We start from the raw sequence: 24347 nt of genomic DNA on the forward strand, positions 1-24347 counted from the left end.
CCGGCCGCGGTGAACGTCGTCGCGCCACTAGATAGTTGTGCCATCTAGCTGGTGCCGCTAGTGTCCGGCGGGTGGATTCCGATCGGCGCGGGCAGTGGCTGCGCGGGGTGCTCGACATCTGCGTACTGGCCCTGCTGCGGGAACGCGAGTCCTACGGCTACCAGCTCGCGCAGGCGCTCGACGCGGCGGGCGTCGGGCCGATCCAGGGCGGCACGCTCTATCCGGTGCTGCTGCGCCTGCAACGGACCGGCCTGGTGGCCGCGCAGTGGCGGGAGGGCACCGCCGGGCCGGCCCGCAAGTACTACCGGCTCACCGACGACGGGCAGGCGGCGCTGCGGGCGGACGGCCGTGCCTGGCTCGCCTTCGTCGCCCCGGTGAGCGACATCGTCACGAAGGGGGTCACCGGGTGAACGTCGACGACTGGCTGCGCACGTTCGCGGCGGAGCTGCACCAACGCCGGGTCGCGCCGGACGCCGCCCGGCACGTGGTCGCCGAGGCCGCCACACACCTACGGGACGGCGGCGGAGACCCCTGGGTCGTCTTCGGTACGCCCCAGCAGTACGCGGGCGCGATCGTGGAGAGCATCGGCACGGCACCCGGACCACGTCCCGGGTCGGTCCGGTTGCAGGCCCGGGGCATCACCAAGCGGTACGGCCGGCAGACGGTGCTGCGCGACGCGACGCTGACCGTCCGGGCCGGACAGATCGCCGCCGTGGTCGGCGCGAATGGCTGCGGCAAGAGCACCTTCCTGCGGATCTGCGCCGGGCTGATCTCACCCGACGCCGGTGAGGTGACCGTCTCCGGGCGGCTCGGCTACTGCCCACAGGCCGGCGGCACCGCCGACTTCCTGCTCGCCGACGAGCATTTCGTGCTGATCGGCGCCGGTCAGGGCGTTGCCCGTGGTCCGGCCCGCCGCGCTGGCCGGGCGGCTGCCCGACAGCTCGGCTGGGAGGCGGGCGGGAACGTGCTGGCCCGACACCTCTCCGGCGGTACCCGCCAGAAACTCAACCTGACCATGTCCACGCTCAGCAACCCGGACGTGCTGCTGCTCGACGAGCCGTACCAGGGCTTCGACCAGGGCACCTACGTCAACTTCTGGGACCAGCTCGGCCGACTGCGGGACGCGGGCACGGCGATCGTCGTGGTGACCCACCTGCTCAATCAACTCGACCGGGTGGACACCGTGCTCGACCTGACCCCGGCGCAACCGTCCGGATGGCTCGCGCCCGGCGTTCAGGAGGCCCGCCCGTGAACCGCCTCGTCACCGTCGCCGAGATGACCCTGCGCGAGCTGCTGCGGCGTCGGGGCGTACTCCTGCTGCTGTTGTTGATGCCGTTGACCTTCTATCTGATCCGGCGCGACTCCTACCTCGGGCAGTCGGTCCGCTCGCTGCTGCTCGGCGTGAGCTGGGCGGTGAGCACCGCCGCGCTCTTCTCCACCACCGCGGCCCGCGAGCTGGAGCCGAGGCTGCGGCTGGCCGGCTACCGCCCGCATCACCTCTATCTCGGCCGGATGCTCGGCCTGTGGACGGTGGGGCTGGTCGTCTCCGTGCCATTCTTCTTGCTCCCCCTGATCGACGGCGCCCACCTGCGGTACGGCGGCCTGGCGGCGGCGATGCTCTGCTCCGTCGCGGTGGCGGCGCCGTTCGGGATGCTGATCGGCGCGCTGCTACCCCGCGAGTTGGAGGGGACGCTGCTGCTGCTCACCGTGGTGACGGTGCAGATGCTGATCGACCCGGCCGGATCGGGAGCGAAACTGACGCCGTTCTGGTCGAGCCGGGAGATCGCCACCTGGACGGTGGACCACACCGACCAGGGCTACCTCGCCCGGGGTGCGCTGCACGGGCTCGTCGTCACCGCCCTGCTGGTCCTCGGCGTGGCCGCCGTCGCCAGCCTGCGGCTACGCCGCCGCCGACACCTGCGGCACCTGCCCGCCAGCTGACCGACGCCGCCACCACGGATCGCGCCAATCCGGTTGCCCCGACCGGCGCGACAGGCTGAGATGATCGGATGACCATCCGCCGGGTGACCGCCGACGAACGTCTCACCAGCAGTTTCCCGCTGGCCGCGTACGCCTTCGAGGCGTCGCCGCTCGCTGCCGCCCGGATCGACGAGTTCCGCGACTACCTGCCCTATCAGCAGGGCAACCGTTCGCTGGTCGTCGAGGAGAACGGCACCGCGCTGGCCGCCGGGTCGGCCATTCCGATGCGGCAGAACCTGCGCGGGACGGTGCTGCCGATGGCCGGCGTCGCCGGGGTGGCCAGCCATCCGCTGGCCCGCCGGCAGGGGCACGTACGGACGGTGCTGAACCAACTGCTGGACGAGATGCGCGACGAGGGGCATCGGCTCAGCGCGCTCTACCCGTTCCGGCCCAGCTTCTACGCCCGGTTCGGCTATGTCGGCCTGCCCAAGCCGCGTACCGTCACGTTCGCCCCGGCCGACCTGGGGCCGCTGCTCCGGGCCGAACTGCCCGGGGAGCTGAGCTGGGAGCGGATCGGCACCGGCTACGACACGTGGCGCGCCTTCACCGAACGCTGTCTGCAGCAGCGGCACGGCTTCTCGATCTTCCCGGACTACCGGGCGGTGGGGATTCGCGACCGGGACGAGTACTGGCTGCTCACCGCCCGGGTGGACGGCGAGGTCACCGGAATGGTGACCTACCGGATCGACAACCACGGCGGCACCCTGATCGGCAACGAACTGCTGGTCGCCGACCCGCTCGCCCGGGCGCTGCTGCTGCAGTTCTTCGCTCGGCACGTCGACCAGGTCGAGCGGGTCACCGTCCAGGTCGCCGCGGACGAGCTGCCCGAGCTGTGGCTGACCGACCTGGACGTACTCGTCGAGGCGCGGGCGGGCCGGCCCGACTCGTCCGCCCCGATGGCCCGCCTGCTGTCGCTGGATGCGCTGAACGGGCTATCCAGCGGTCCGGGCCGGGTACGGGTCGAGCTGACCGGCGACCGCTGGCTGGCCGGCAGCCACCTGCTGGACGGCACGACCGGCGCGCTGGAACTCGTGGCCGACGCCACCGGCCGGGTGCCCACCGCCACGCTCACCGCCGCCGGGCTCTCCGCCCTGGCGTACGGGGTGCTGGATCCTGCCGAGCTGCCGTTGCGAGGGCTGGGCGAGGTGCCGGCGGACGCCGCAACGGAACTCCGGAGCATCTTCCCCCGCCAGGTGCCGTACCTCTTCGCGGACTTCTGAGCGCTCCCAGCCTTAGCCAGGGATTAAACCGGCATGGCGGATTCGCCCCGGCGCCGTCGCGGCTCCTAGCATCACGGGGTGCGCATGACGTCGCTTGTCGCCCTGCTCGTCCTCGGTGTCGCCACCGCGACGCTGCCCGCCTGCGGTACCACCGAGCCAGCCTCGACCGCCTCGCAGACCGCCGGGCCGGAGGTTGCGTCGACCGCTGACCAGGGCGTCGCGCCGGCGGCCCGGGACGGCATCGGTGGCCCGGGAGCCAGCGCGAGCCCGAAGCCGACCACCCCGGCCGGCAAGGCGCTGGCGGCTGGCAACCCGAAGGGCACGGCCAGCGTGCCGGCCGAGGCGCGGGCGGTGGACACCTCGAAGCCGACCCGGACCATCGGCACCGGAACCCCGGCGAGCTGCACCTCCGCGGCCGTGGTGAAGGCCGTCGCGGCTGGCGGCATCATCACCTTCAACTGCGGCCCGGCCCCGGTGACGATCAAGATGGCCGCCACCGCGAAGGTCCGCAACGCCAACGGGCCGAAGGTGGTGCTGGACGGCGGCGGCCGGGTCACGCTCAGCGGGCAGGGCAAGCGCCGCATCCTCTACATGAACACCTGCGACAGCGCCCAGGGCTGGACCACCTCGCACTGCCAGAACCAGGATCACCCGCAGCTCACCGTGCAGAACCTGACCTTCGCCGACGGCAACTCGACCGGGGACAAGGCCGAGGGCGGCGGCGGTGGGGCGATCTTCGTACGCGGCGGGCGGTTCAAGGTGGTCAACTCGCGGTTCGTCCGCAACCGCTGCGACCGTACCGGCCCGGACCTGGGTGGCGCGGCCATCCGGGTGCTCAGCCAATACGAGAACAAGCCGGTGTACGTGGTGAGCAGCACCTTCGGCGGCGCCAGCGGCCAGGGCGGCTCCTGCTCCAACGGGGGCGCGCTGAGCAGCATCGGCGTCTCCTGGGTGGTGCTGAACAGCGTGCTCAGCCACAACGAGGCGATCGGCAGCGGCGCCAACCCGGCCAAGTCCGGCACGCCCGGCGGCGGCAGCGGCGGCGCGATCTACTGCGACGGCAACGAGTTCACCGTGCGGATCGCCGGCACCATCATCGAGAACAACAAGGCCAACGAGGGCGGCGGCGCGATCTTCTTCGTCAGCAACAACCGCACCGGAACCATGACGATCGAGAAGTCCACCCTGCGTCGCAATCCGAGCGGCAAGTTCGAGACCCGAGGCTTCCCCGGCATCTTCTTCCTAGGTGCCCGCAACCCCACGCTAACCAACTCCAAGCTGAGCTGACCTCCCTCCCCTTACCCCACCCCGCCCCCACCCCCGCGCCCCGCCCTCTCCCGCCCCGGTGATCAAGGGGTTTCGGTCAGAAATCGGCGTCGGAATGACCGAAAGCTCTTGATCATCCCCGCCGGTCAGTAGGGGTTACCCTCGCCAGCGCGGCGGGCGTGCAGCAGGCCCGCCGCACGTCCGGGTAGGTCGCGGGCACCGGACAGCGGCGGGCTGCCGGTGTGGTGGCCACCGGCCATCCCGGCCAGGAGTTCCTTGAGCGCGGTGAGCGCGTCGGTCTGCGGCCGCCAACCCAACTCGGTCTCCGCCCGCTCGCTGGACATCAGCGGCGCGTTCAGGCCCAACTCGACCCAGCCCGCGTCGACCGGTTGCAGCCGCGCCCGCCAGGTGAGCGCCGCCGCCGCCCGCAGCACCGGCGCGGCGACCGGCACGGTCCAGCCGTGGAAGTGCCGGGCCACCAGCTCCGGGGTGAGCACCGGGTCCGCGGCCAGGTTGAAGGCGCCGCGCGCATCACCCAGAACCGCCCGGGCGTACGCGTCGGCCACGTCATCGGCGTGCACCGCCTGCATCCGCAACCGGCGGTTGGTGGGCACCAGAGGGATCCGGCCGAAGCGCAGCAGCCGTACGGGTGCCAGTGGGCCGAGGAAGTAGCGGGTGATCTCCACACCGGCGTGCCGTTGGAAGATCAACCCGGGGCGCAACCGAACCACCCGGAGCGCCGGATGGTCCGCCTCGATCCGGTCCAGCAGCGCCTCCACCTCGGCCTTGTGCTCGCTGTACGACGAACCCGACACTCCGGTGGCTGGCCACCGCTCGCTGACCGGGCGATCCTTCGGGCCGGGCGCGTAGGTGCCGACCGAGGAGGCGTACACCAGCGCCGGTACGCCCGCCCGGAGCACCGCGTCGAACACGGCCCGGCTGCCCTCGACGTTGGTCCGGCGCAGCACCCGCTGGTCGTGGCTGGGCTGGATCTGCCAGGCCAGGTGCACCACCGCGTCCGCGCCCGCGAACACCTCGGCGAGCTGCTCCGCCGCGCCCGGTGACCCGATGTCGCAGGAGTGCCATTCCACCTGGTCGTACGGCTCTCCGGCATCCGGACCGGGCAGTCGCCGGGCCACCCCGGCCACCGCCACGGCCCGCTCCCGCCGCAGCCGCCGCAACACGGCGGTACCGACGTTGCCGCTCGCGCCCACCACCACGATCCGCATGTCCGACCCCGTACCCACCCAGCAGCCCGTCAACCTCGCTCCGGGCGGGCTGGCGTGCGGCTTGATCGACTCGACTTCCTGGAAGTTGGGGTATCTGGGTGAGCGGGACGGGCCGGGTTGCCGGAAGTCGAGTTGATCAGCAGACGGACCTCGACGGCACAGGCATCGACCGGCCGGCCGGAAGCCAGAAGCCGACGACGGGTGCCGTCCGGTAACCTGAGCGCGCGGGCCGCTAGCTCAATGGCAGAGCTGTGGACTTTTAATCCATAGGTTCAGGGTTCGAGTCCCTGGCGGCCCACTCTGTTGCAGCTCAGCGGCCCTTTCTAGGGCCACTGTCTTGTCGGCGCGGCTCGTACAGCAGCGAAGTACAGCAGTGGCCGCCTACAGGGCTTGATGAAGTGAGCGAATCACGGCTCACCGGTCCAGCGTGCTGCCGAGCCGCTTGAGGGCGTCGCGGGTGGCCGCCGAGGAGACCACCGTGTAGATGATGGCGAACTGCGCGTGCCGGAGGATCTGCATCGCCACCCGGGTGTGGATGTCCAGGTCCGCCAGGGGGCCGATCTACGCTTCGGCCGTCAGTCCGAGGTCCGGATCTGCTCCAGGTACGTCAGAGGTTCCCGGCGGAACTCCATGAGCTCCCGCAGCGCGTCCTTCTCCGCCGTGGTGATCACTACGTCCTCCTCCGACAGGGCGCCGACGAGCGTCGAGATCGCCAGACCCCACTCCCCGGCACCTCCGGCGGTCAGGACGAACGGCCGGTGATTCGGGCTGATCTTGGGTGCGAGCTGGTCGGTGATGCGGCGGCTGAGCCGGTAGAAATCGATGAGTTCCATGGGTCTCCCGTGGGTTCAGTGTCTAAGCCGGCGGGTTGGTGGTGACGCCCTCGCCGCTGACGGGGAAGCCGCCGGAGATGCTGCCGTCCTTGTCCAGGGTAACGACGCAGGTGATGCCGTCGCGGGTGCCGCTGACGACCCAGCCGTCGCCGTGTGGACGCGCCTGAGGGCGGCTGTCGGGGTTGGCGGCGATGCTCTTGAACCAACCCTCGACCTGCGCCTTGGTGGTGCCGGGCGGGAAGAGCGTCTTGCCGGGCTCGGTGGACGAGGGCTTGTGGTTGCCACTGCCCATGCCGTCGCCGTCCCAGATCTTGTCCATCGCCCCGTCGCCCATCTGACCGAAGCGGTGCATGTCGTACCTGGCGTCGGTGAAGTCGGGGTCGTCCCAGGGGTTGGTCTTGTTGGGCGCCCCGGGCTCGGATGTGTCGGCGCCCTTCGGGTAGCCCTCCTCGGCGCGCTTGATGCCGTGCTGCTGGGCTGGTCCCACGCGCTTGGGCATCATGCCGGGGCTGAACTTGGGACGCTTGGGGCCATCGCCGTCACCGTTACGCGGAGTTGCTGCCCTGCTGAGTGCCGGGCGGACTCAACGTCCGCAGAGGCACGCGGCCCGGCACCAATTACGTGTTCGCGCCTGCCCCGACGTGCGAGGGCGGTCGGGCTGAGGCGTCCTGCTCACGACGAAGCATGAGCCCGGCGATGCCGCCGGCCGGGATGATGAACCAGCAGGAGAGCAGCCGGTAGATGAGGACGGCGGCAGCTGCGCTGATCGCACTCGCGCCGATGGCGGTAAGCCCGGCAACAAGGGCCGCCTCGATGACGCCGATCCCCCCGGGGGTGAGAGGCACTTGCCGGACGATCTGGACACTGAGATAGATGCCTGCGAGCGTCGTCACATCGATCGGCAGACCGAGAGCGCGGACGGCGGCGGCCAGACACAGAAGGTCCGCCAGCCACTTGGCGGTGGCGAATGCGAGTGCAGCCGCCCAGTCGCGAACTCGAAGTTCCGCGCCCGCGCGCCACGCGTCCCGGATCGAGTCCAGCACCGTGCGCACCCAGTGGTTTGCTCGGCTACCTGCGACGCTCCGCCCACCCCATCCGCGTGCCTGTGAGGGCCGGCGGGAATACCGACGTCCAGCCAGAACGGCAGCGGTGGTGAGCGCGGCCAGCCCGACAACGACGATCAACGGCTGCCAGTCCAGGAGAGCCGTCGGGTTGCGGGCGACGATGACCGCACCTGCTCCGACGTACAGCAGGGCGAGTCCGCCAATAGAAGCCAGCCCGGACACGACCACGGTGGCGGCGGCTACCTCGCGGGTGGCGCTCGCATGCTGATACTTGCGGATGGTGAACCCGGTGGCGACCGCAGCTCCGGCAGGCATGGAGATAGAGAGCGCCGTACTGGCCAGGGTGATCGCAAAGGCGTGGCCGCGTCGGAGGTGCACCCCCAACCGGTGGAGCAGACGCCGCTGTTGAAGCGCGAAGGCGCCAATCGAGGCGAACTGCAACAGCGCGGCAAGTAGGACCCAGCGGTAATCGGCGCCGGCAAGCGCGTTCACGACGCCCTGGAAAGCGGGGAGGCGTCCGCGAAGTCCGATCGCGGCAAGACCTACCACGACAGCAACGAGGAGCAGTCGCACCGAGGGCCTTTTCCAGATCGAGGCTGCCGGACCTGCTCCAGCCCTGGATTCGGTCTCTGACGTCGCAGGGGAACCCGGGGTAGTCAGCCTCTGCGGCTCCCCTGCCGACGCCGGCAGGTCAGGCTGATGATCGAGCATGCTGCGATCCTCGCAAACGGCCAGCGCCGCAGCCCATCCCGCCGACCCGTGCCAGGACCGCCACCAGCCTCGTATTCGCGATTCCGACCGACCCGATGACCAGGCAGACCGCCGCGAGGGCGAGGAAGAGCGCGTCGAGATCCGTGCTCACGCTCTGCCGAGATCCTGCGGGTCGCGAACCTCCGAGCTGGCGACGATGCGGCCACTCGGCGCGATCTGGGTTGCGCGGGCCCCGGGCCGCCCGGTTAGGCTGCTCGCATGACCAGCTCGCACGCGTTCCCGACGGCGTCCCCCGACGCTCTGTTCGGCGCGCTGCGACGCCGGCGGTTCCACGACCGCCTGCGCTGAGCATTCCTCTCCTGCGACCGGCGGATCGAGCCGCCGGTCATCGTCGATCGTCCTCGGTCCGCTCGCATCCCCATTCGGTGATCCGTGCGACGGATCCGAGCGAGATCGGCGTACCCATGGATCTGGAAAAGCTGCTGACCGACCGGCTGGCACCGGCGTTCGCGACCGCGGCCGGTGGGCCGGTGGACCCGGTGGTGCGGCGCTCCCAGCGCGCGGACTTCCAGTCCGACGCGGCGCTGGCGCTGGCCCGGCGGCTCGGCCGGCCGCCGCGGGCGATCGCCGCCGAGGTGCTGGATCGCGCGGACCTGACCGACCTGTGCAGTACGGCGGAGGTCTCCGGGCCGGGCTTTCTCAACCTGACCATCGCCGACCGCGCCCTGACCAGGCTGATCTCCACGCTGGCCACCGACCCGCGGCTCGGGGTGCCGGCGGTCGCCGACCCGGAGACGGTGGTGATCGACTATTCGGCGCCGAACGTGGCGAAGGAGATGCACGTCGGGCACCTGCCCTCGACGGTGATCGGCGACGCGGCGGCGCGGCTGCTGGAGTGGCTGGGGCACCGGGTGCTGCGGGCCAATCACCTGGGCGACTGGGGTACGCCGTTCGGCATGCTGATCGAGCACCTGGTCGACCTTGGTGAGGCCGAGGCGACGCGGGAGCTGTCCATGGGTGACCTGGACTCGTTCTACAAGGCGGCCCGGGTCACGTTCGACGCCGACGCGGCGTTCCGCGAGCGGTCCCGGTTGCGGGTGGTGGCGTTGCAGGGCGGCGATCCGGCGACGCTGCGGCTGTGGCGGCTGTTCGTGGAGCAGTCCGAGCGCTACTTCCTGACCGTGTACGACCTGCTCGACGTCACCCTCAGCGCGCGGGACTTCCACGGTGAGAGCAGCTACAACGACCTGCTGGGCCCGGTGGTCGAGGAGCTGGACCAGCTCGGCCTGCTGCGCGAGAGCGACGGCGCGGCCTGCGTGTTCCCGCCCGGCTCGGTGGGCCGCGACGGTGAGCCGCTGCCACTGATCGTGCGCAAGACCGATGGCGGGTACGGCTACCCGGCCACCGACCTGGCGGCGATCCGGCACCGGACCGGGACGCTCGGCGCGACCCGGCTGCTCTACGTGGTCGGCCTGCCGCAGCGGCGGCACTTCGAGATGGTGTACGCCGCAGCCGCGCAGGCCGGCTGGCTGGCCCCGCCGGCCCGGGCCGAGCACGTCGGGTTCGGCTCGATCCTCGGCTCCGACGGGCGGATGCTGCGCAGCCGGGCGGGCGAGTCGGTGAAGCTGGTCGGGCTGCTGGAGGAGGCGATCGCCCGGGCCACCGCGCTGGCCCGGGAGCGCAACCCTGAGTTGGGTGCGGCGGAGGCGACCGAGGTGGGCCGAGCGGTCGGTATTGGTGCGGTCAAGTACACCGCCCTGTCCGGCGACCGGCACAAGGACTACGTGCTCGACTGGGAGCGGATGCTGTCGCTGGACGGCAACACCGCGCCCTACCTGCAGTACGCGTACTCGCGGATCCAGTCGATCTTCCGGCGGGCCGGGGTGGCGGCCCGGCCCGAGGCGGGGATCTCGCTGGCCGAGCCGGCCGAGCGGGCGCTCGCCTTCGAGCTGGTCGGGTTCGGCAGGGTGGTCGGCGAGGTGGCGGAGAGCCTGGAGTTCCACCACCTGGCCGGGTACCTGTACCGGCTGGCCGCCGCGTTCAGCGCCTTCTACGAGCGGTGTCCGGTGCTGCGGGCCGACGGGCCGGTCCGGGAGAGCCGGTTGGTGCTCTGCGACCTGACCGCGCGGGTGCTTCGGCAGGGGCTCTACCTGCTCGGCATCCGAACTCCGGAACGCATGTGATCGATGCGGGACCCTGTGGTCGGGTTGATCAAGGGCGCTCCCGGGCGGCCGACGCTGGGCTGCGGGTCCCTTTCGTGGCCATGACGATGAGGTCGGCTATCGCCTCCGGGTGGGTGACCATGGCGAGGTGCGAGGAGTCGACCTCGATCGTCGTCGCGTTCATCCGGTCGGCCAGGAACTTCTCCAGCTCGGGCGCGGTGGTGCGGTCCTGCTTGGAAATGGAGTAGTAGCAGGGTTTGTCCCGCCAGGCGGCGGTCGTCGTACGGGACTTGAAGAGGTCGCCGGCGATCGCCCCCTGGACCGCATAGAGGGAGCGCGCGCGGGCTTCGTCGACACCGCCCGCGAAGTCGTCGAGGAAGGCGGTCTCGCTGAGCTGCGCGTACCCGTCGTTGTGGACTAGGCCGGCGTTCGCCGGCGGCGTGGGGAACTTCGCGGCGAGCGCGGTGAAGTCTTCGCCGGCGTCCGGAGCACGGGCGGCGACGTAGACCAGGGCGGCGACCTTCGGGTGGTTACCGGCCTCGCTGATGACGGTGCCGGCCCAGGAGTGCCCGGCGAGCACCGTCGGCCCGTCCTGCCGGTCCAGGGCACGGCAGGTGGCGGCCACATCGTCGGCCAGGGACGTCAGCGGATTCTGCACCGCGCTGACGTTCAGCCCGGCCCGCTGGAGGATGGGGATGACATCGGACCAGGAGGAGCCGTCGGCGTAGGCGCCGTGCACCAGTACGACATTGCGGACGGGCTCGGCCAGGGACGCATCGCTCATCTGAGCCTCCTGTACGCAGGGACGCCGTACCACCGCCCAGCGGACGTCAGCCGCCGTCGGCAGCGGTTGCCTCGCCTGAACTCTCCCCCATATCGGGCAGGCCGGCGGGCTATACGTCGACACTTCGATGGGCTGCCGTCCGCACGCCCCGACTGCTGAAGCAGCGTCTTGCGGCGCATTGGACCGGTCAGCGGGAGCGGGCGCGGCGGGGGGCGAGGATGGCGGCGTGGTCGGCGGTGGCCACCACGAACAGCACCCCGGTGGCGACCGCACTGACCGCCAGCAGTGGAAGCCGTAGGACGATCGCCGCGACACCGAGGACGAACAGGCCGGCCACCCGCGCCCAGGAGAGGCGTCGGTGGATGGCAACGGAGAACAGGATCCGCCCGAGCAGAAAGAGGATGGGTCCGCCCTGAATGACCAGCGCGGCGGTGGTGTCGCCGGTGACGGTCGGGTGGGCGATGCTCAGTTCGGCCCCGACGGCGGTGACCACGATGCCGGCGATCATCACCAGGTGCAGGTAGCCGGTGAGCACGCCGAGTCGGGCTGGGTCGGCGCGCTCGATGGCCGGGCCCAGTCGCTGGCCGGCGGGCCGCACGTAGAGCAGACCGATCATCACGGCGGTGATGAAGACCAGCAGGAAGGCACCGGTCTCCGCGAGGCCGAGGCGGCTGTCGGAGTACGTGAGCCCGGCGACCAGGACGAGCTCACCGAGCACGATGATCATAATCTGCTGGTAGCGCTCCGCGAAGTGCTCGCCCGCGAGGTGCAGCTCCTGCCGTTGGGCCCGACCCAGTCGTGGCGTCGGCCAGCCGAGCCGTGGGCCCGCGAGGTCGATGGCGATGGCCAGCACCCAGAGCGGCACCCGCCAGCCCGGCAGGAACGCGCCGGCCATCCACGGCGCTGCGGACACGCTGTACCAGGCGAGGACCCGCAGGGCTCGGCTCTGCAACGGGTGACCGCGCAGCGTGTACGCGGTGACCGCGCCTCGGGCGATGTGCACCGAGACGTACGCGCTGGCGAAGAGCACGCCCCGCCCGTCCAGCGCCTGCGGGATCGCCACCCCGGCCAGCAGGCTGCCCAGCGTGGCGACGATCAGCAGCCCCCGGATCGCCGACGTCTCCGGGTCGTACCAGTCGGTCAACCACGTGGTGGTCACCCAGATCCACCAGGTCCCGGTCAGTAGCAGGGCGGTGCGCAGCGCGCCGATCAGGGTGAGGTCGGCGAGCAGGTGCCGGGCCAGTTGGCTGAGCGCGAGGACGAAGGCGAGATCGAAGAAGAGTTCCAGGAACGAGGCACTGAGCGGCACGTCCTTCCCGCGCAGCACCCGCTGAGGCCTGCTCACCATCGGCGCTCCTCCCGGGTGGCACGCCCTGCGTCCGTCGTACCACCCGGGAGCCGCCGCTGGAGGCGAAAAGCGGGGTCAGCGGCGGAGGCCGACCCCGGCGTAGCCGTGCGAGTCGGCGGCCGGCGACTCGCCGTCCGGCCGCCACTGGGTGGTCTCGACCAGGCCGGGCTCCACCAGGTCGTACCCGTCGAAGAAGCGCAGCGTCTCGGCGTGGGTGCGGGGCACCAGCGGGGCGCTGCTGTTGCGGTAGACGGCCTGTCCGCGCTCGGCCAGCTCCGGCGGAATGCCGTCCAACGTCAGGTGGGACAGCACCAGGTGACTGCCGGGCACGGTGGCGTCGCGCAACCGGGCGATCGCCGCCCACGGGTCGTCCTCGTTCGGTACGAAGTGCAGCACCGCGAGCAGCAACACCGCGACCGGACGGTCCAGGTCGAGCAGGCCGCGTACCTCCGGGCGCGCCAGCAACTCGTCCGGCCGGCGCAGGTCACCCTGGACGACCGCGGTCCCGGGCGTGTCGGTCAACAGACGCTGGGCGTACGCGACGGCGACCTCGTCGTAGTCGACGTAGACCACCCGCGCGTCCGGCGCCACCGCCCGCACCACCTCGTGCACGGTGCCCTGGGTGGGCAACCCGGCACCGATGTCCAGGAACTGCCGGACGCCCTGCTCGGCCGCGTACCGGACGGCCCGGCGCAGGAAGTGCCGGTTGGTCTGGGCGGCGACCCCGGTCTCCGGAAACAGTTCGAGCACCCGTTCGGCCGCGGCCCGATCGGCGGCGAAGTTGTGACTGCCGCCCAGGAAGTAGTCGTACATCCGGGCGACGTTGGGGCGGGCGGTGACGTCGGTCGTGGTCGGTGCCGGCTGGTCGGTCACGAGGGATCCCTTCGACGGCGCGGTCGGATCTTGATGTGTAGCACCCGGGTGGACGACCCGCTGACCCCTCGTGTCGTTGATCCGGCTGCGCCCCTGGTCACCGCCGACCACGGTGGGAGCACCCACTCAACGAGGAGGGACGCCGATGACCAGTCAGCGGGAAACCGTAGAGGTCGATCACGATCTGTTCCGCGCCGTGTACGACTCGCCCGCGTCGCTGCCCGGCCGGCACCAGTGGACCACCCCGGAGTCGGACGTCCGGCGGCTGGAGAAGCTGCTCGGCATGCCGGCGCGCAGCATCGGCGCCCCACTGTGGGTCAGCGGCGACGAACCGGACTGCCCGAAGTGCGGCCGGCGCGTCACCTGGTACGACATCGTCTCGTCGGCGCTCTCCGGCGTACACGACAAGGCCATGATCGCGACCGTCATCCTCGGCGAGCGCAAGTACGTCAACACCGAGGTGCCGGCCGCGATCCCGGGTGTGAACTGCGCCGACTGCCACACCGCGATCGACGGGCTGCGCAGCTTCAAGTGCCACAACTGGGCGTACGCCTTCGAGGAGTTGGAGGCCGTCCGGGAGCGGATGGCCGGCGCACCCGGGCCGACTCTGAGCTGAGCCGCCTGCCCCGTTCCTACCGCACCGTCAAGATGAACGCGGTATGAACATCTGGTGAGGTGATTCATGGCCGAGATCGGCAGCACGCACGTTCCGGAGATCAGTGCCGAGTGGTACCGCGACGTCGTCGGCCTGGCCGCCAGCAGCCCACAACCGGTGCAGTGGTTCGTCGGCCACGCCACCGAGGGAGTGGTCCTGCTACTCGGCGCGCTGCTGCTGATGGCCGCGCTGAGCCGCCTGTCCGGCGGCCCGCACGACCGGGCACTCGCGCTGGTCGCGCCGGTGCCGACTCTCCTGGCGTACGCGGGCAGCGAATGGCTCAAGACCGTGGTGGACGAGGAGCGCCCCTGCCGAACAGTGGGTCGGGCGATCATCGCTGGCACCTGTCCGCCGCAGGGCGACTGGTCGTTCCCCAGCAATCACGCCACCCTGGCCGGGGCGCTGGCGATCACCACGCTGCTGCTCTCCCGCCGACTCGGACTGGTCGCACTGCCGTTGGCCGCGCTGGCCGCCTTTTCCCGGGTCTTCGTGGGCGTGCACTACCCGCACGATGTGGCCGTGGGCGTACTGCTCGGTGCCCTGGTCGCCGCGGTGGCCACACCGCTGCTGGCCCGCCCGACCGCCGACCTGCTACGTCGCCGGGCCGGCCGCCCCGGTCGCCCGGTCCCCAAGCTGGCCGGCCGCCCCCGCTCCTGACCGACCCGTCCGCCGCCCGCCAACCGCCGGCCCGCGCCGGCCGGGTCGCGCTCGCCTGCGCCGGCCGGGTCGCGCTTGATCCTGGTTGTAGTGGCCTCGGTCGCGCCGGACACCACTAGATCCTGGATCGAGCGCGATCAAGCCGCCGAGCGCGGCGGGCGGCGGGCGGCGGGCGGCGGGCTGCGGGCGGCGGGCGGCGGGCGGCGCGTCAGCTGATCAGGAGGAGGGCGCCGACCGTGCCTAGTAGGAGGAACGGGCCGAAGGGTAGGTGGGTGGTCCAGCGGGCTCGGCGGGCGGCCAGCAGCCCCAGGCTGACCAGCGCGGACAGCCCGAACGCCACGAACAGGCCCAGCAGCAGGACCGACCAGCCGTACCAACCGAGCAGCGCGCCCACGCTGAGCGCCAGCTTGGCGTCGCCCAGCCCGAATCCACGGCGGCCGAGCACCAGCGTGCTGACCGCGAAGAGCAGCGCCAGCCCCGCGCCGGCGGTGACCGCACGCAGCCAGGGTCCCGGTTCGGCGTCCCCGAGTGCGGCCACGCCGAGCAGCAGCCAGGTCCCGGCCGCCGCCGGCAGAGTGAGTCGGTCCGGCAACCGATGCACGGCCAAGTCGACGAAGACCGCCGGGACCGTCCAGGCCAGCCACCAGGCCAGCGCCAGCAGCGCCCCGAACGGCGGACCGACCAGCACCAGCGCCACCGCCGCGGCGAGCGTGGCCACTTCGACGGTGCCCGGCGCGGGACCGATCCGGGCCCGGCAGCGACCGCACCGGGCCGTCGGGCCCAGCGCGGGCCACGGCCGGGTCGGGCCGATCGGCGCGCCGCAGACGTCGCAGCCGGTCCGGCTCGCGGTGCCCGAGGGTACGGCGTAGCGCAGGGCGGTCCACCGCAGCAGCGGACTGACCGCGAGGATCGCGAGCACGGGCGAGATCCGGTGGCGGTGGCTATCGAGCGGGGGTTGGCGATCCGGGGTGCCCGCTGGCACGGCACCGACCGGCGTGCCGCTGGTGGTCTGGCCGGTAGGTGCCCGTGTGTCGCCGGTCGGAGGGGGTGGGGGGCCCTGATCGGGCGGGGTTCGCTGGCCCGGGACGGCCGCCGAGGGGCCGGTCAGTGCCATGCCGACCGTCCTTCGTGCCGGACGTCGCCACGAACGGCGAACACGGATCGTAACGGAACGATCTCTTCTGTGTAGCGCATGGCGCAGAAAGCGACCTGCCGGCACGGCCGGCCGGGGGCGCTCCGGACCTCATCCGCGCCGACCTGCCCACCGACCACTGCGGCTCGTCGAGCGGCCGGCAACTCGGACCGAATGCCGGGATGACGCCACGATGTCCCACTACCGGGGCGGGTGAAGGGTCCCGAGTGGAGCCGCCCGACCGGGCGCCGCCAACTCACCATCGGCGCCTCGTTTGGCAATTGCACGAAACGCAGCGCAGACACCCACCACCACCACCTGTCATCACGGAGAGTATTCACGTGCAATGCCACTGTTGCATCGGCGAGCGTCAGCCTATGCTCGCCCCTTGGGTGTGGCGCAAGCCTCACCACAACAACCGGAGACACAGGACCTTGCATTTGTAGAAGATCCGTAACGGTGAATGCAGAAGCGTAAAGAACAGCTCCGGATGTGCTCATCCGGGCGCGCTTCCGCATGCCCGGTGGCGATGCTCCGTCACCGCCCCGGGCGACCACGAGGAGGCTCGACGGTGCGCGGACGGCAGCTCAGGCGATCGGTGATCTGCCTGCTGACGGTCGTGGCGGCGATTCCCATCGCCGCGTGCGGCAGCGGAAAAGAGGCCGTCGAACGGCCGACGCAGACCCGGGGCGACGGGCCACGGGTGGATCAGGAAACCGATCGACGGGCCGCCGAAAAGGCGGCACTCGACGCGTACTCCGGATATCTCACGGCCTCGCGGACGGCGAGCCGACGCAGTGATCCGCACGCGCCGGAACTGTCCCGGTTTCTCGCTGATCCACTTCTCACCCGGGTCCGTCTGTCCATTCGCGACGCAAAGGAGCACGGCGCGATGCGTACCGGGACGCTGAAGTCCGAACCGACCGTAACCTCGGTCAGCCTCGACTCGAACCCGGCCACCGTAGAGATCCAGGACTGCCTGGACGCGACCGGCTACCGGCTGGTCTACGCCAAGGACCAGAAGGTGGTTCCGGGCAGCGGCGGCGGCAAACACCTGGCAACCGCGACCGCCACCCGGTATCCCGACGGCAGGTGGCTGATCAACTCAAGCGCGGCTCACCAGGACCAGCCGTGCTGACCTGGGGAGGAAGGGGCGTCCCGGCCCGAACCGCCCGGGCCGGGGCGTCCCGCCGGGCGCTCGCCGGAATCGGCCTGGCACTGCTGATGGTGGTCGGCGCAACCATGCCGGCCGCCGCCGCACGCCGGGCCGACCCCGGGGTGGAGTGCCCGCTCGACCAGCCCGACTGCAGCGTCTGGGACGACGAACCCGGCACGCCGGGCGGCGGCGGGGACAACGGCGGTGGTGGGGACTCCGGTGGTGGCGGAGGTGGCGGCGTCTGTCAGTGGGACGGGCGGACGATCCCCTGCTACGACGACGTGTTCGGTTGGTTCAACAACGGCGACGGGTGCTACTACAAGCTCGCCGAGCCGCAGGCCGAGGCACCCGAGGGTCAGCAGTGGTACGTGCAGACCTGCGACGGCGGCCTGGGCGGCAGTAGGGACCCGGTGCTGCTCGACGAGCCACCGGCCGGCTACGGCGCGCCGCCCGACCCGGAGGAACTGGCCCGTCGCGCCCTGGCGTCGATCAAGCTGCTGCCGGCGCGGCTCAAGGTGGCACCCCGCAAGACCGTCGGTCCCGGCCTGGTCGGCCTGCCGGTGTGGATGTGGGCCACCCCGAGCAAGAGCTACTTCGGCCCACTGCACGCCTCCGCGTCCGACCGAGGGCTGACCGTCTCCATCGAGGCGAAGGTCGACCGGATCGTCTGGGACATGGGCAACGGCGAGAAGAAAGTCTGCTACGGCCCCGGCACCCCGTACGACGCGAAGAACAAGGACCTTGCCGGCAAGGCATCCCCGGACTGCGGCTACGACAGCGGGTACTCGAAGGCCGCCACCTACCGGGTCGGCGCCACCACGCACTGGACGGTGCGCTGGTGGACCGACAACGGCGTCGAGGGCGACCCGATCCCGCAGACCCGGATCAGCGGCACCGTGCCGGTACAGATCAACGAACTCCAGGTGGTGACCAGGTGAGTATCGCGACGCGCAACGGAACCGGGCCGGTGGAGGCTCCGGTCAGCCCGCCCAAGGTGGTCCGGCAGCGCCGGGTCCGCCCGGGGCTGCTCGGCCTCGCCGTACTCCTGATCGCTCTGGGTGGGTTGGGCGCCGCGTTCGCGGTCACCTCGGTCCGGGCCACCGGCAGCTACCTCGCGGTGGCCCGGCCGGTGGAGGTGGGCCGGGAGATCAGCGCCGCGGACCTGATCACCGTGCAGGTCGCCGGCGGCCAGGGGCTGCGCCCGGTGCCGGCCGGTCGGCTGGACGAGGTGGTCGGCAAGCGGGCCGCCGTCGCCCTGGTGCCGGGCACCCTGCTCACCCTGGGGCAGGTCACCGACGATCCGCTGCTCGGCCCCGGTCAGCAGCAGATCGCGCTCGGCCTGAAGACCGCGAAGGTACCGGCGCGCGAGCTGCACCCCGGTGACAAGGTCCTGCTGGTCAGCACCCCGGACGACAACGCCACCGGAGCGACCGCCGCCGGTACGCGCTTCTCGGCCATCATCATCGACACGGTCAGCCCGGCCGACGACGACCGGGTGCTCTACCTGGCGCTCGCCGTCCGGGACGTACCCGCGGTGGTGGCGTTGGCCGACCAGGACCGGATCGCCGTCGTGCTGACCGAGGCGGCCTGAGTATGGCGATCATCGCGCTGATGTCCGCGAAAGGGTCGCCCGGCGTCACCACCTCGGCGCTGGCCTGTGCCCTGGCCTGGCACCGACGGCTGGTGCTCGCCGAGTGCGACCCGGCCGGCGGCTCGATCCTCGCCGGCTTCCTCGGTGGCCAGTTGGACGGCCCGCGTGGCATCGGCGAGTTGGCGGTCGGTGAGCTGCGCGACGGCAACCTGGAGACGGCGTTCTGGTCCCAGCTGGTCGACCTCGACGCGCCCCGGCGGGAACGGTTACTGCTGCCCGGGCTGGTCGACCCGACGCAGGGCGGCAGCGTCACCCCGCTCTGGCAGCGCTTCGCCGACTACTTCAACGCCCTGGACCGCGGTACCCCCGGCTACGACGTGCTGGTCGACTGCGGCCGGCTGCACGTGGCCAGTCCACCGTGGCCACTGCTCCGGGCCGCCTCCGTGGTGCTGCTGGTGACCCGGGCCCAACTGCCGGACCTCTCCGGCACCAGGGCGGTGGTCACCGCGATCGAACGGGACTTCGCCGAGCACCGGGTCCCCCCGGGCACCCTGCGGTTGCTGCTGGTCGGCGACGGGCACGGCCGAGCCGAGATCAGCCGGGCGCTGAAGCTGCCGGTGATCGCCCGGCTGCCGCACGATCCGCGTACCGCCGGGGTGCTCGGCCTGGGTGGGACGGTGCGGGCCGGACGGCCACTGATGCGCGCGGCCGCCGCCCTGGAAGTGCCGGTCGGCGCGCTGCTGGAGCGACGGCGGGCCCGACTGGCCTGGCCTGTGCAGCAGGGAGTGCCGGATGCGGTTTGAGCCGGTCTCCGCCGACCCGCGTCAGCAACCGCCGGGTGCCACCTCCATCGCGCCGCCACTGACCGCGCCGAACGGCCGGCATCACCAGTCGATGCCGATCCCGGTGGCCACGGCCAGCCCGTCGCCGGAACCGCCCCGCCCCCGAATGGACTTCCAGGTGGTCCGGGAGCTGCGCCGGGAGCTGACCGAACGGCTCACCCTGTGGCAGCGCGGTCGGGAGTTCACCGTCGACGAGGAGGACACCGAGCGGGCCCGGCTGGCCGTCGCGGTGGTCGCCGAGTACGCGGACGCGGTCCGCCGGGCCGGCACCCCGATGGCGGCCGGCGAGGAACGGCTGCTGCTCGACCAGGTGACCGCCGAGCTGGTCGGGCTGGGCCGCCTGCAGACCCTGCTGGTCGACGACACGATCGAGGAGGTGCACATCCTCGGCTGCGACCAGGTACGCATCACCCGGCACGGCGGCGGCGTCGACTGGGCCGAGCCGATCGCCGACAGCGACGCCGAGTTGGTGGAGATCCTCCAGGCAGCGGCACGCCGGGCCGGCGCGACCGAGCGTTCGCTGTCCACCGTGAAGCCCACCCTCGACCTGCAACTGCCCGACGGCAGCCGCCTGGCTGCGGTCTTCCTGGTCAGCCACCGCCCGTACGCGGTGATCCGTAAGCACAACACCCTGGACGTGAGCCTGGACGACGTGTCCGGCGCGCGGGGTGACCTGGACGAGATGATCGACCCGCTGCTGCGCGACTTCCTCCGGGCGGCGATGCGCGCCGGGCTGAACATCATGGTCGCCGGCCTGGCGGGCGCGGGGAAGACCACCATCATCCGGGCGCTGATGAACGAGATCCCGCCCGACGAGCCGTACGTGCTGCTGGAGGAGAGCCGGGAACTGCTGCCGGCCCGTCGCCGGGAGCGACACCGGGCGGTGATGAGCTTCGAGGCCCGGGAGGGGCACGGCGAGCGCGGGTTCGACGGCCGGCCGGCCGGTGAGGTGACCATCGCCGACCTGATCCCGCTCTCGCTGCGGATGGGCGTACTTCGGATCATCGTGGGTGAGGTCCGGTCCCGGGAGATCGTGCCGATGCTCCAGGCGATGACCACCAGCCGGGGTTCGATGTGCACGATCCACGCCCGTACCTCGGCCGGGGTGGGTGAACGGATCGTGGAGCTGGCGCTGGCGCACGGCCGGGAGATGACCGTCGACCAGGCCCGCCGGATGGCCGGCAACGCCCTGGATCTGATCGTCTACGTGACCGTCGAGGACGAGACCGCGATCGGCGGACGCAAGCACCGGTTCGTCTCGCACGTGGAGGAGGTGATCGGGGCCGGTGAGGCCGGCCGGATCGTCACCACCACCGTCTTCGGGCCCGGCCCGGACGGCCGCGCGGTCCCTCGGCACCTGCCGGAGCGGGTCCGCGACCAACTGCTGCGGGTGGGCTACGACTCCCGGCTGCTGACCAGGTGGATCGAGGCCGGTGCCGGCGCCTGGCGGCGGCCCCGGCAGACCCGACTGGCCCGGCGGTGACCTGATGGGAAACAGCCTGGAGTTGATCGCGGTGGTCTCCGGCGCGGCCTGTGTGGCCGGGTTGCTGCTGGCCGTGGTCGCGCTGGTCGGTACCCGCCGTCCCGCCGGGTCGAGCCCGGGTGCCGGGCCGGGACTGAGCCGGCTGTGGCGCGGTTCCGGCGCGACCCCCGGCGAGCAGCGGTCGTACCAGGCGCTGCTGATCACCGCGGTGGTCGCCGGTGCGCTGGCGTTCCTGCTCACCGGGTTGCCGGTGGTCGGTCTGCTGGTGGCCGTGGCGGTTCCCGGTACCCCGTGGCTGTTCGCCGTGGGCAAGGCCGAGCAGCGGGCCATCGCCCGGATCGAGGCGGTCGGCGAGTGGACCCGCCGACTCAAGGACGTCTCCGGCACCGGGCAGGGCCTGCAACAGTCGATCATCGGCACGATCGGCAGCGTGCCGCCCGGCATCGAGGACGAGGTCCGGCTGCTCGCGGCGCGGTTGCAGGCCGGCTGGCTGGCCCGCTCGGCGCTGCTGGCGTTCGCCGACGAGATCGGCGACCCGGTCTGCGACCAGGTGGTCGCGGCGCTGATCCTGCACCTCACCGATCGCGGCGAGCGGCTGGGTGACGTGCTCGGCTCGATCGCCAGCGCGGCGTCCGCCGAGGTGGCCACCCGCCGGGAGATCGAGGCCAAGCGCACCCAGCCCCGGTTCGCGGTCCGCTTCCTCACCGGGATGACCCTGGCCACCCTGGCGTACGGGCTGATCAACACCGAGTACATCGAGCCGTACGGCACACCGATGGGTCAACTCGTGATGATCGTCCTCGGCGCCGCGTTCATCGGCCTGCTGGCCTGGGTGCGGTCGATGAGCCAGCCGCAGCGGCCGGCCCGGTTCCTGCCGGCACCCGACCCCCGCGAGGTGATCGCGTGATTCTGAACTGGCAGTTCGCCTTCGCGGTCGGTGGCGGCGCCGCCGTGGGGATGGGCGTCTTCCTGGTGGTCCGGGAGTTGGTGCCGGCCTCCCCGGCGCTGGGGCCGGCACTGCGTCGGTTGCACCAGCCGGCGGGCACCGGCCGGGTCGTCGCGCCCACGACGGCGCGGATGGACTGGCTGACCGGGCTGGCCCGCTGGCTGCGTCCGCCGCACCGGCAGCTCGCCCTGATCGACCAGACCCCCGAGCAGTACGCGCTGTCGGTGCTGCTCTCCGCGCTGATCGGGCTGGCCACACCGACCCTGCTCGGAGTGGCGCTGTGGGTCTTGGGCATCTCGCTGCCGCTGGTCGTACCGGTGCTCGGCGGCCTCGGTCTGGCGCTGATCGGCGGCCTGTTGGCGCACCGGTCGGTGCTGGCCAAGGCCGACGCGGCCCGGGACGAGTTCCGCCAGGCCGTCTGCACCTACCTGGACCTGGTGGCGTTGCAACTCTCCGCGGCGCACGGGCCGGTGCAGTCGCTGGAGCGGGCTGCGGCGGTCTGCGACGGCTGGGTGTTCGACCGGCTCCAGGAGTCGCTGCGGATCGCCCAGATGCAGATGCACGCGCCCTGGGACGAGCTGCGCGACCTCGCCGACAAGATCGGCATCCCGGAGCTGGGCGACGTCGGCGCGATCATGCGCTCGTCCGGCAGCGAGGGGGCTCAGGTGCACGAGACCCTGCGCAGCCGGGCCGACTCGCTACGCGACCAGATCCGTACCGACAACCTCGCCCGCGCCGAGGGAGTGACCAGCAAGCTCGACATTCCGGGCGCACTGCTCGTCTTCGTGCTGCTCGGCTTCGTCGTCTATCCGTTCATCGCCCGTGTCTGACCCCATCCCGAGAAGGAGTACGTCATGTCCATCCTCACCTACCTGCACGTCGTGGTGACGACGCGCTTTGCCGAGTTGCGTCGCGACGGCGAGCGCGGCGACAGCCCGGTGCCGACCGCGGTCATCATCTTCGGTCTGGTCTTCGTGGCGACGATCGTCACCGGTCTGGCTCTGGGTAAGGCCAATGACTGGATGAAGGCGATCCCGGCCCACACCAACCCGAAGTAGTCCGGATGTGCCGAGCCGCTTTCCCGAGTTGGCGCCGGACGGTAACCGCCGTCCGGCGCCGCCTCGCGGCCGGCGACCGGGAACGGGGTGCCAACCCGGTGGAGCTGGCCGTGATGATGCCGCTGATCCTGGTGCTGCTCTTCGCCTCGATCCAGATCGCGGCCGCCTTCCTGGCCCGCTCCACCGCGTTGAACGCCGCACAGAGCGGGGTCAACGCCCAGCGGCTGTACAAGGCAGGCGACGGGACCGGCGAGGCCAGCGCCACGCGCTTCCTTCGGTCCACCGGCGGCTGGCTGGTCGGCTGGGAGAAGACCGCTCCGACCTGCGTACTGGTCGACAACGACACCGAGGTGACCTGCACGGTGCGGGGCCGGTCGCTGTCGGTGGTGCCCGGCGTGGACTTCGCGGTGCAGCAGACCGCGCACGGGACGGTGGAACGGGTGACGGCCCCATGAGCCGCGGCACCGAACGGGGCTCGGTCTCCATCGAGGTGGCGGTGCTCGCGCCCGCGTTCATCGCGCTGATGGTGCTGGCCGGCGTGGCCGGACGCAGCGCGGTGGCCGCCGAGGCGATCGAGGCCGCCGCGCACGACGCGGCCCGCGCCGCCTCGATCTCCCGGACTGCCAGCGCCGCCCGGGCCGCAGCCGAGGATGCTGCCCAGCAGCAGCTCGACTGGCAGGGGCTGGTCTGCACGAAGGCCCCGGAACTGACATTCACCGCCTTGGTGGCCGGTGAGCGGACCCGCTTCGACGACGCCTACGTCAGCACGGGGGAGAACGCCACCGTGACGGTGACGGTCAGTTGCGTGGTGTCCTTCAAGGACATCACGCTCTCGGTGCTGCCCGGCATGTTGACCGAGAACCGGATCACCGCGAGCTTCACCTCGCCGTTGGACCGCTATCGGAGCCGGCAGTGACCGCCGCCCGGCCGGCCAGCGGCGAGCAGGGTCGGGTCAGCATCTTCCTGGCCGTGACGATGGTCGGCGTACTGGCCATCGTGGGCCTCTCCGTCGACGGCGCCGGGCAGCTGCGCACCCTGCAACGTGCCGACAACCTGGCCGCCGAGGCGGCCCGGGCCGGCGGCCAGGCCATCGACCGGGCCACCGCCATCGAGGGCGGCCCGAAGCGGATCAACCAGGCGGAGGCCAGAGTCGCGGTCACCCACTACCTGGCCGCCGCCGGCGTCGCCAGCCACACCGTCAGCTTCCCGCAGGTCGCCGGGGAGACCCTCGTCCGGGTACGCGTCACGATCACCTACCGCCGGTCGATGCTCGGGCTGTTCGGCATGGCCGACACGGTCACCGTCACCGGCGAGGCGACCGCGCGGGCCATCACCACAGCACCGTAGGAAGGAAGGC

At 71.7% G+C, this 24347-nt stretch carries 26 protein-coding genes, 1 tRNA gene and 2 pseudogenes; 20 read left to right on the forward strand and 9 right to left on the reverse strand.

Going from position 1 to position 24347, the window contains the following annotated elements; translation table 11 throughout:
* Window positions 1-71 precede the first annotated feature (71 nt).
* The 5 genes from ACFQGL_RS21470 (at window position 72) to ACFQGL_RS21490 (ending at window position 4487) form a co-directional block, all read left to right on the forward strand.
* Complete coding sequence (locus tag ACFQGL_RS21470) at window positions 72-410, forward strand: PadR family transcriptional regulator (protein WP_377514018.1); 339 nt, start codon at window positions 72-74, stop codon at window positions 408-410.
* The gene (locus tag ACFQGL_RS21475) at window positions 407-1252 is read left to right on the forward strand and encodes an ATP-binding cassette domain-containing protein (protein ID WP_377514019.1); all 846 of its coding nucleotides are present in this window, start codon (window positions 407-409) and stop codon (window positions 1250-1252) included. The genes ACFQGL_RS21470 and ACFQGL_RS21475 overlap by 4 nt, the downstream gene beginning before the upstream one ends.
* Entirely contained in the window at window positions 1249-1941 is a 693-nt protein-coding gene (locus ACFQGL_RS21480; RefSeq protein WP_377514021.1) for an ABC transporter permease, read from the forward strand. The genes ACFQGL_RS21475 and ACFQGL_RS21480 overlap by 4 nt, the downstream gene beginning before the upstream one ends.
* A 68-nt stretch (window positions 1942-2009) precedes the next feature.
* Window positions 2010-3200: a GNAT family N-acetyltransferase gene (locus tag ACFQGL_RS21485; RefSeq protein ID WP_377514023.1), complete on the forward strand. Its 1191-nt coding sequence runs from the start codon at window positions 2010-2012 to the stop codon at window positions 3198-3200.
* An 84-nt stretch (window positions 3201-3284) separates the two neighbouring features.
* Window positions 3285-4487 (forward strand): hypothetical protein, encoded by a 1203-nt coding sequence (locus ACFQGL_RS21490; RefSeq protein ID WP_377514025.1) that lies wholly within the window; start codon window positions 3285-3287, stop codon window positions 4485-4487.
* A 125-nt stretch (window positions 4488-4612) separates the two neighbouring features.
* On the opposite strand, the gene ACFQGL_RS21495 is transcribed toward ACFQGL_RS21490, so the two are convergent.
* Window positions 4613-5695: an NAD-dependent epimerase/dehydratase family protein gene (locus tag ACFQGL_RS21495; protein ID WP_377514027.1), complete on the reverse strand. Its 1083-nt coding sequence runs from the start codon at window positions 5693-5695 to the stop codon at window positions 4613-4615.
* 226 nt (window positions 5696-5921) lie between these two features.
* On the opposite strand from ACFQGL_RS21495, the gene ACFQGL_RS21500 reads away from it, so the two are divergent.
* A tRNA-Lys gene (locus ACFQGL_RS21500) sits at window positions 5922-5993 on the forward strand.
* Between the two features lie 116 nt (window positions 5994-6109).
* On the opposite strand, the pseudogene ACFQGL_RS21505 reads toward ACFQGL_RS21500, so the two are convergent.
* The 4 genes and pseudogenes from ACFQGL_RS21505 to ACFQGL_RS21520 all read right to left on the reverse strand — a co-directional run.
* Window positions 6110-6247: pseudogene (locus ACFQGL_RS21505) on the reverse strand (site-specific integrase); the annotation flags it as partial.
* Between the two features lie 23 nt (window positions 6248-6270).
* On the reverse strand, window positions 6271-6528 hold the full coding sequence (locus tag ACFQGL_RS21510; protein ID WP_377514029.1) for a MafI family immunity protein: 258 nt from the start codon (window positions 6526-6528) through the stop codon (window positions 6271-6273).
* 22 nt (window positions 6529-6550) lie between these two features.
* Window positions 6551-7027, reverse strand: a complete 477-nt coding sequence (locus ACFQGL_RS21515; RefSeq protein ID WP_377514031.1) for an EndoU domain-containing protein — start codon at window positions 7025-7027, stop codon at window positions 6551-6553.
* Window positions 7028-7145: 118 nt separating this feature from the next.
* Window positions 7146-8303, reverse strand: a complete 1158-nt coding sequence (locus tag ACFQGL_RS21520; protein WP_377514033.1) for a lysylphosphatidylglycerol synthase transmembrane domain-containing protein — start codon at window positions 8301-8303, stop codon at window positions 7146-7148.
* Window positions 8304-8767: 464 nt separating this feature from the next.
* Between ACFQGL_RS21520 and argS the strand changes: the two genes are divergently transcribed.
* Window positions 8768-10486 carry an arginine--tRNA ligase gene (gene argS / locus ACFQGL_RS21525; RefSeq protein WP_377514141.1) on the forward strand — a complete coding sequence of 573 codons (1719 nt, stop codon included), beginning with the start codon at window positions 8768-8770 and terminating at the stop codon, window positions 10484-10486.
* A 28-nt stretch (window positions 10487-10514) separates the two neighbouring features.
* Here argS and ACFQGL_RS21530 read toward each other — a convergent pair whose 3' ends face one another.
* The 3 genes from ACFQGL_RS21530 to ACFQGL_RS21540 form a co-directional block, all read right to left on the reverse strand.
* Window positions 10515-11249 carry an alpha/beta fold hydrolase gene (locus ACFQGL_RS21530; protein ID WP_377514035.1) on the reverse strand — a complete coding sequence of 245 codons (735 nt, stop codon included), beginning with the start codon at window positions 11247-11249 and terminating at the stop codon, window positions 10515-10517.
* A gap of 187 nt (window positions 11250-11436) precedes the next feature.
* Window positions 11437-12597 carry a low temperature requirement protein A gene (locus ACFQGL_RS21535; RefSeq protein WP_377514038.1) on the reverse strand — a complete coding sequence of 387 codons (1161 nt, stop codon included), beginning with the start codon at window positions 12595-12597 and terminating at the stop codon, window positions 11437-11439.
* A 75-nt stretch (window positions 12598-12672) separates the two neighbouring features.
* A complete protein-coding gene (locus tag ACFQGL_RS21540; RefSeq protein WP_377514039.1) occupies window positions 12673-13470 on the reverse strand; it encodes an SAM-dependent methyltransferase in 798 nt (265 codons plus the stop codon).
* A gap of 145 nt (window positions 13471-13615) precedes the next feature.
* Here ACFQGL_RS21540 and ACFQGL_RS21545 point away from each other — a divergent pair, with 145 nt between their 5' ends.
* Window positions 13616-14086 carry a hypothetical protein gene (locus ACFQGL_RS21545; protein ID WP_377514041.1) on the forward strand — a complete coding sequence of 157 codons (471 nt, stop codon included), beginning with the start codon at window positions 13616-13618 and terminating at the stop codon, window positions 14084-14086.
* 66 nt (window positions 14087-14152) lie between these two features.
* On the forward strand, window positions 14153-14782 hold the full coding sequence (locus tag ACFQGL_RS21550) for a phosphatase PAP2 family protein (RefSeq protein ID WP_377514043.1): 630 nt from the start codon (window positions 14153-14155) through the stop codon (window positions 14780-14782).
* Window positions 14783-14990: 208 nt separating this feature from the next.
* Here ACFQGL_RS21550 and ACFQGL_RS21555 read toward each other — a convergent pair whose 3' ends face one another.
* A complete protein-coding gene (locus ACFQGL_RS21555) occupies window positions 14991-15701 on the reverse strand; it encodes a prepilin peptidase (RefSeq protein WP_377514044.1) in 711 nt (236 codons plus the stop codon).
* 784 nt (window positions 15702-16485) lie between these two features.
* Between ACFQGL_RS21555 and ACFQGL_RS21560 the strand changes: the two genes are divergently transcribed.
* From ACFQGL_RS21560 to ACFQGL_RS21610, 11 genes and pseudogenes are all read left to right on the forward strand, one after another.
* Complete coding sequence (locus tag ACFQGL_RS21560) at window positions 16486-17052, forward strand: hypothetical protein (protein ID WP_377514046.1); 567 nt, start codon at window positions 16486-16488, stop codon at window positions 17050-17052.
* A gap of 86 nt (window positions 17053-17138) precedes the next feature.
* Window positions 17139-18008 carry a hypothetical protein gene (locus ACFQGL_RS21565; protein WP_377514142.1) on the forward strand — a complete coding sequence of 290 codons (870 nt, stop codon included), beginning with the start codon at window positions 17139-17141 and terminating at the stop codon, window positions 18006-18008.
* Complete coding sequence (locus tag ACFQGL_RS21570; RefSeq protein WP_377514048.1) at window positions 18005-18661, forward strand: SAF domain-containing protein; 657 nt, start codon at window positions 18005-18007, stop codon at window positions 18659-18661. The genes ACFQGL_RS21565 and ACFQGL_RS21570 overlap by 4 nt, the downstream gene beginning before the upstream one ends.
* Before the next feature lie 2 nt (window positions 18662-18663).
* The gene (locus tag ACFQGL_RS21575) at window positions 18664-19464 is read left to right on the forward strand and encodes a ParA family protein (RefSeq protein WP_377514050.1); all 801 of its coding nucleotides are present in this window, start codon (window positions 18664-18666) and stop codon (window positions 19462-19464) included.
* Window positions 19454-20986 (forward strand): CpaF family protein, encoded by a 1533-nt coding sequence (locus ACFQGL_RS21580; RefSeq protein WP_377514053.1) that lies wholly within the window; start codon window positions 19454-19456, stop codon window positions 20984-20986. The genes ACFQGL_RS21575 and ACFQGL_RS21580 overlap by 11 nt, the downstream gene beginning before the upstream one ends.
* A pseudogene (locus ACFQGL_RS21585) lies at window positions 20947-21893 on the forward strand (type II secretion system F family protein). Before ACFQGL_RS21580 ends, ACFQGL_RS21585 begins: the two are co-directional and overlap by 40 nt.
* A gap of 50 nt (window positions 21894-21943) precedes the next feature.
* Entirely contained in the window at window positions 21944-22762 is an 819-nt protein-coding gene (locus tag ACFQGL_RS21590) for a type II secretion system F family protein (RefSeq protein ID WP_377514143.1), read from the forward strand.
* A 24-nt stretch (window positions 22763-22786) separates the two neighbouring features.
* Complete coding sequence (locus ACFQGL_RS21595; protein WP_377514054.1) at window positions 22787-22990, forward strand: hypothetical protein; 204 nt, start codon at window positions 22787-22789, stop codon at window positions 22988-22990.
* Between the two features lie 5 nt (window positions 22991-22995).
* Window positions 22996-23445 (forward strand): TadE/TadG family type IV pilus assembly protein, encoded by a 450-nt coding sequence (locus ACFQGL_RS21600; RefSeq protein WP_377514055.1) that lies wholly within the window; start codon window positions 22996-22998, stop codon window positions 23443-23445.
* The gene (locus tag ACFQGL_RS21605) at window positions 23442-23906 is read left to right on the forward strand and encodes a TadE/TadG family type IV pilus assembly protein (protein WP_377514056.1); all 465 of its coding nucleotides are present in this window, start codon (window positions 23442-23444) and stop codon (window positions 23904-23906) included. Before ACFQGL_RS21600 ends, ACFQGL_RS21605 begins: the two co-directional genes overlap by 4 nt.
* Window positions 23903-24337 (forward strand): pilus assembly protein TadG-related protein, encoded by a 435-nt coding sequence (locus ACFQGL_RS21610; RefSeq protein WP_377514057.1) that lies wholly within the window; start codon window positions 23903-23905, stop codon window positions 24335-24337. The genes ACFQGL_RS21605 and ACFQGL_RS21610 overlap by 4 nt, the downstream gene beginning before the upstream one ends.
* The last annotated feature ends 10 nt before the right edge of the window (window positions 24338-24347 follow it).

This window comes from Micromonospora vulcania, assembly GCF_042658605.1.
GTDB lineage: Bacteria > Actinomycetota > Actinomycetes > Mycobacteriales > Micromonosporaceae > Micromonospora > Micromonospora vulcania.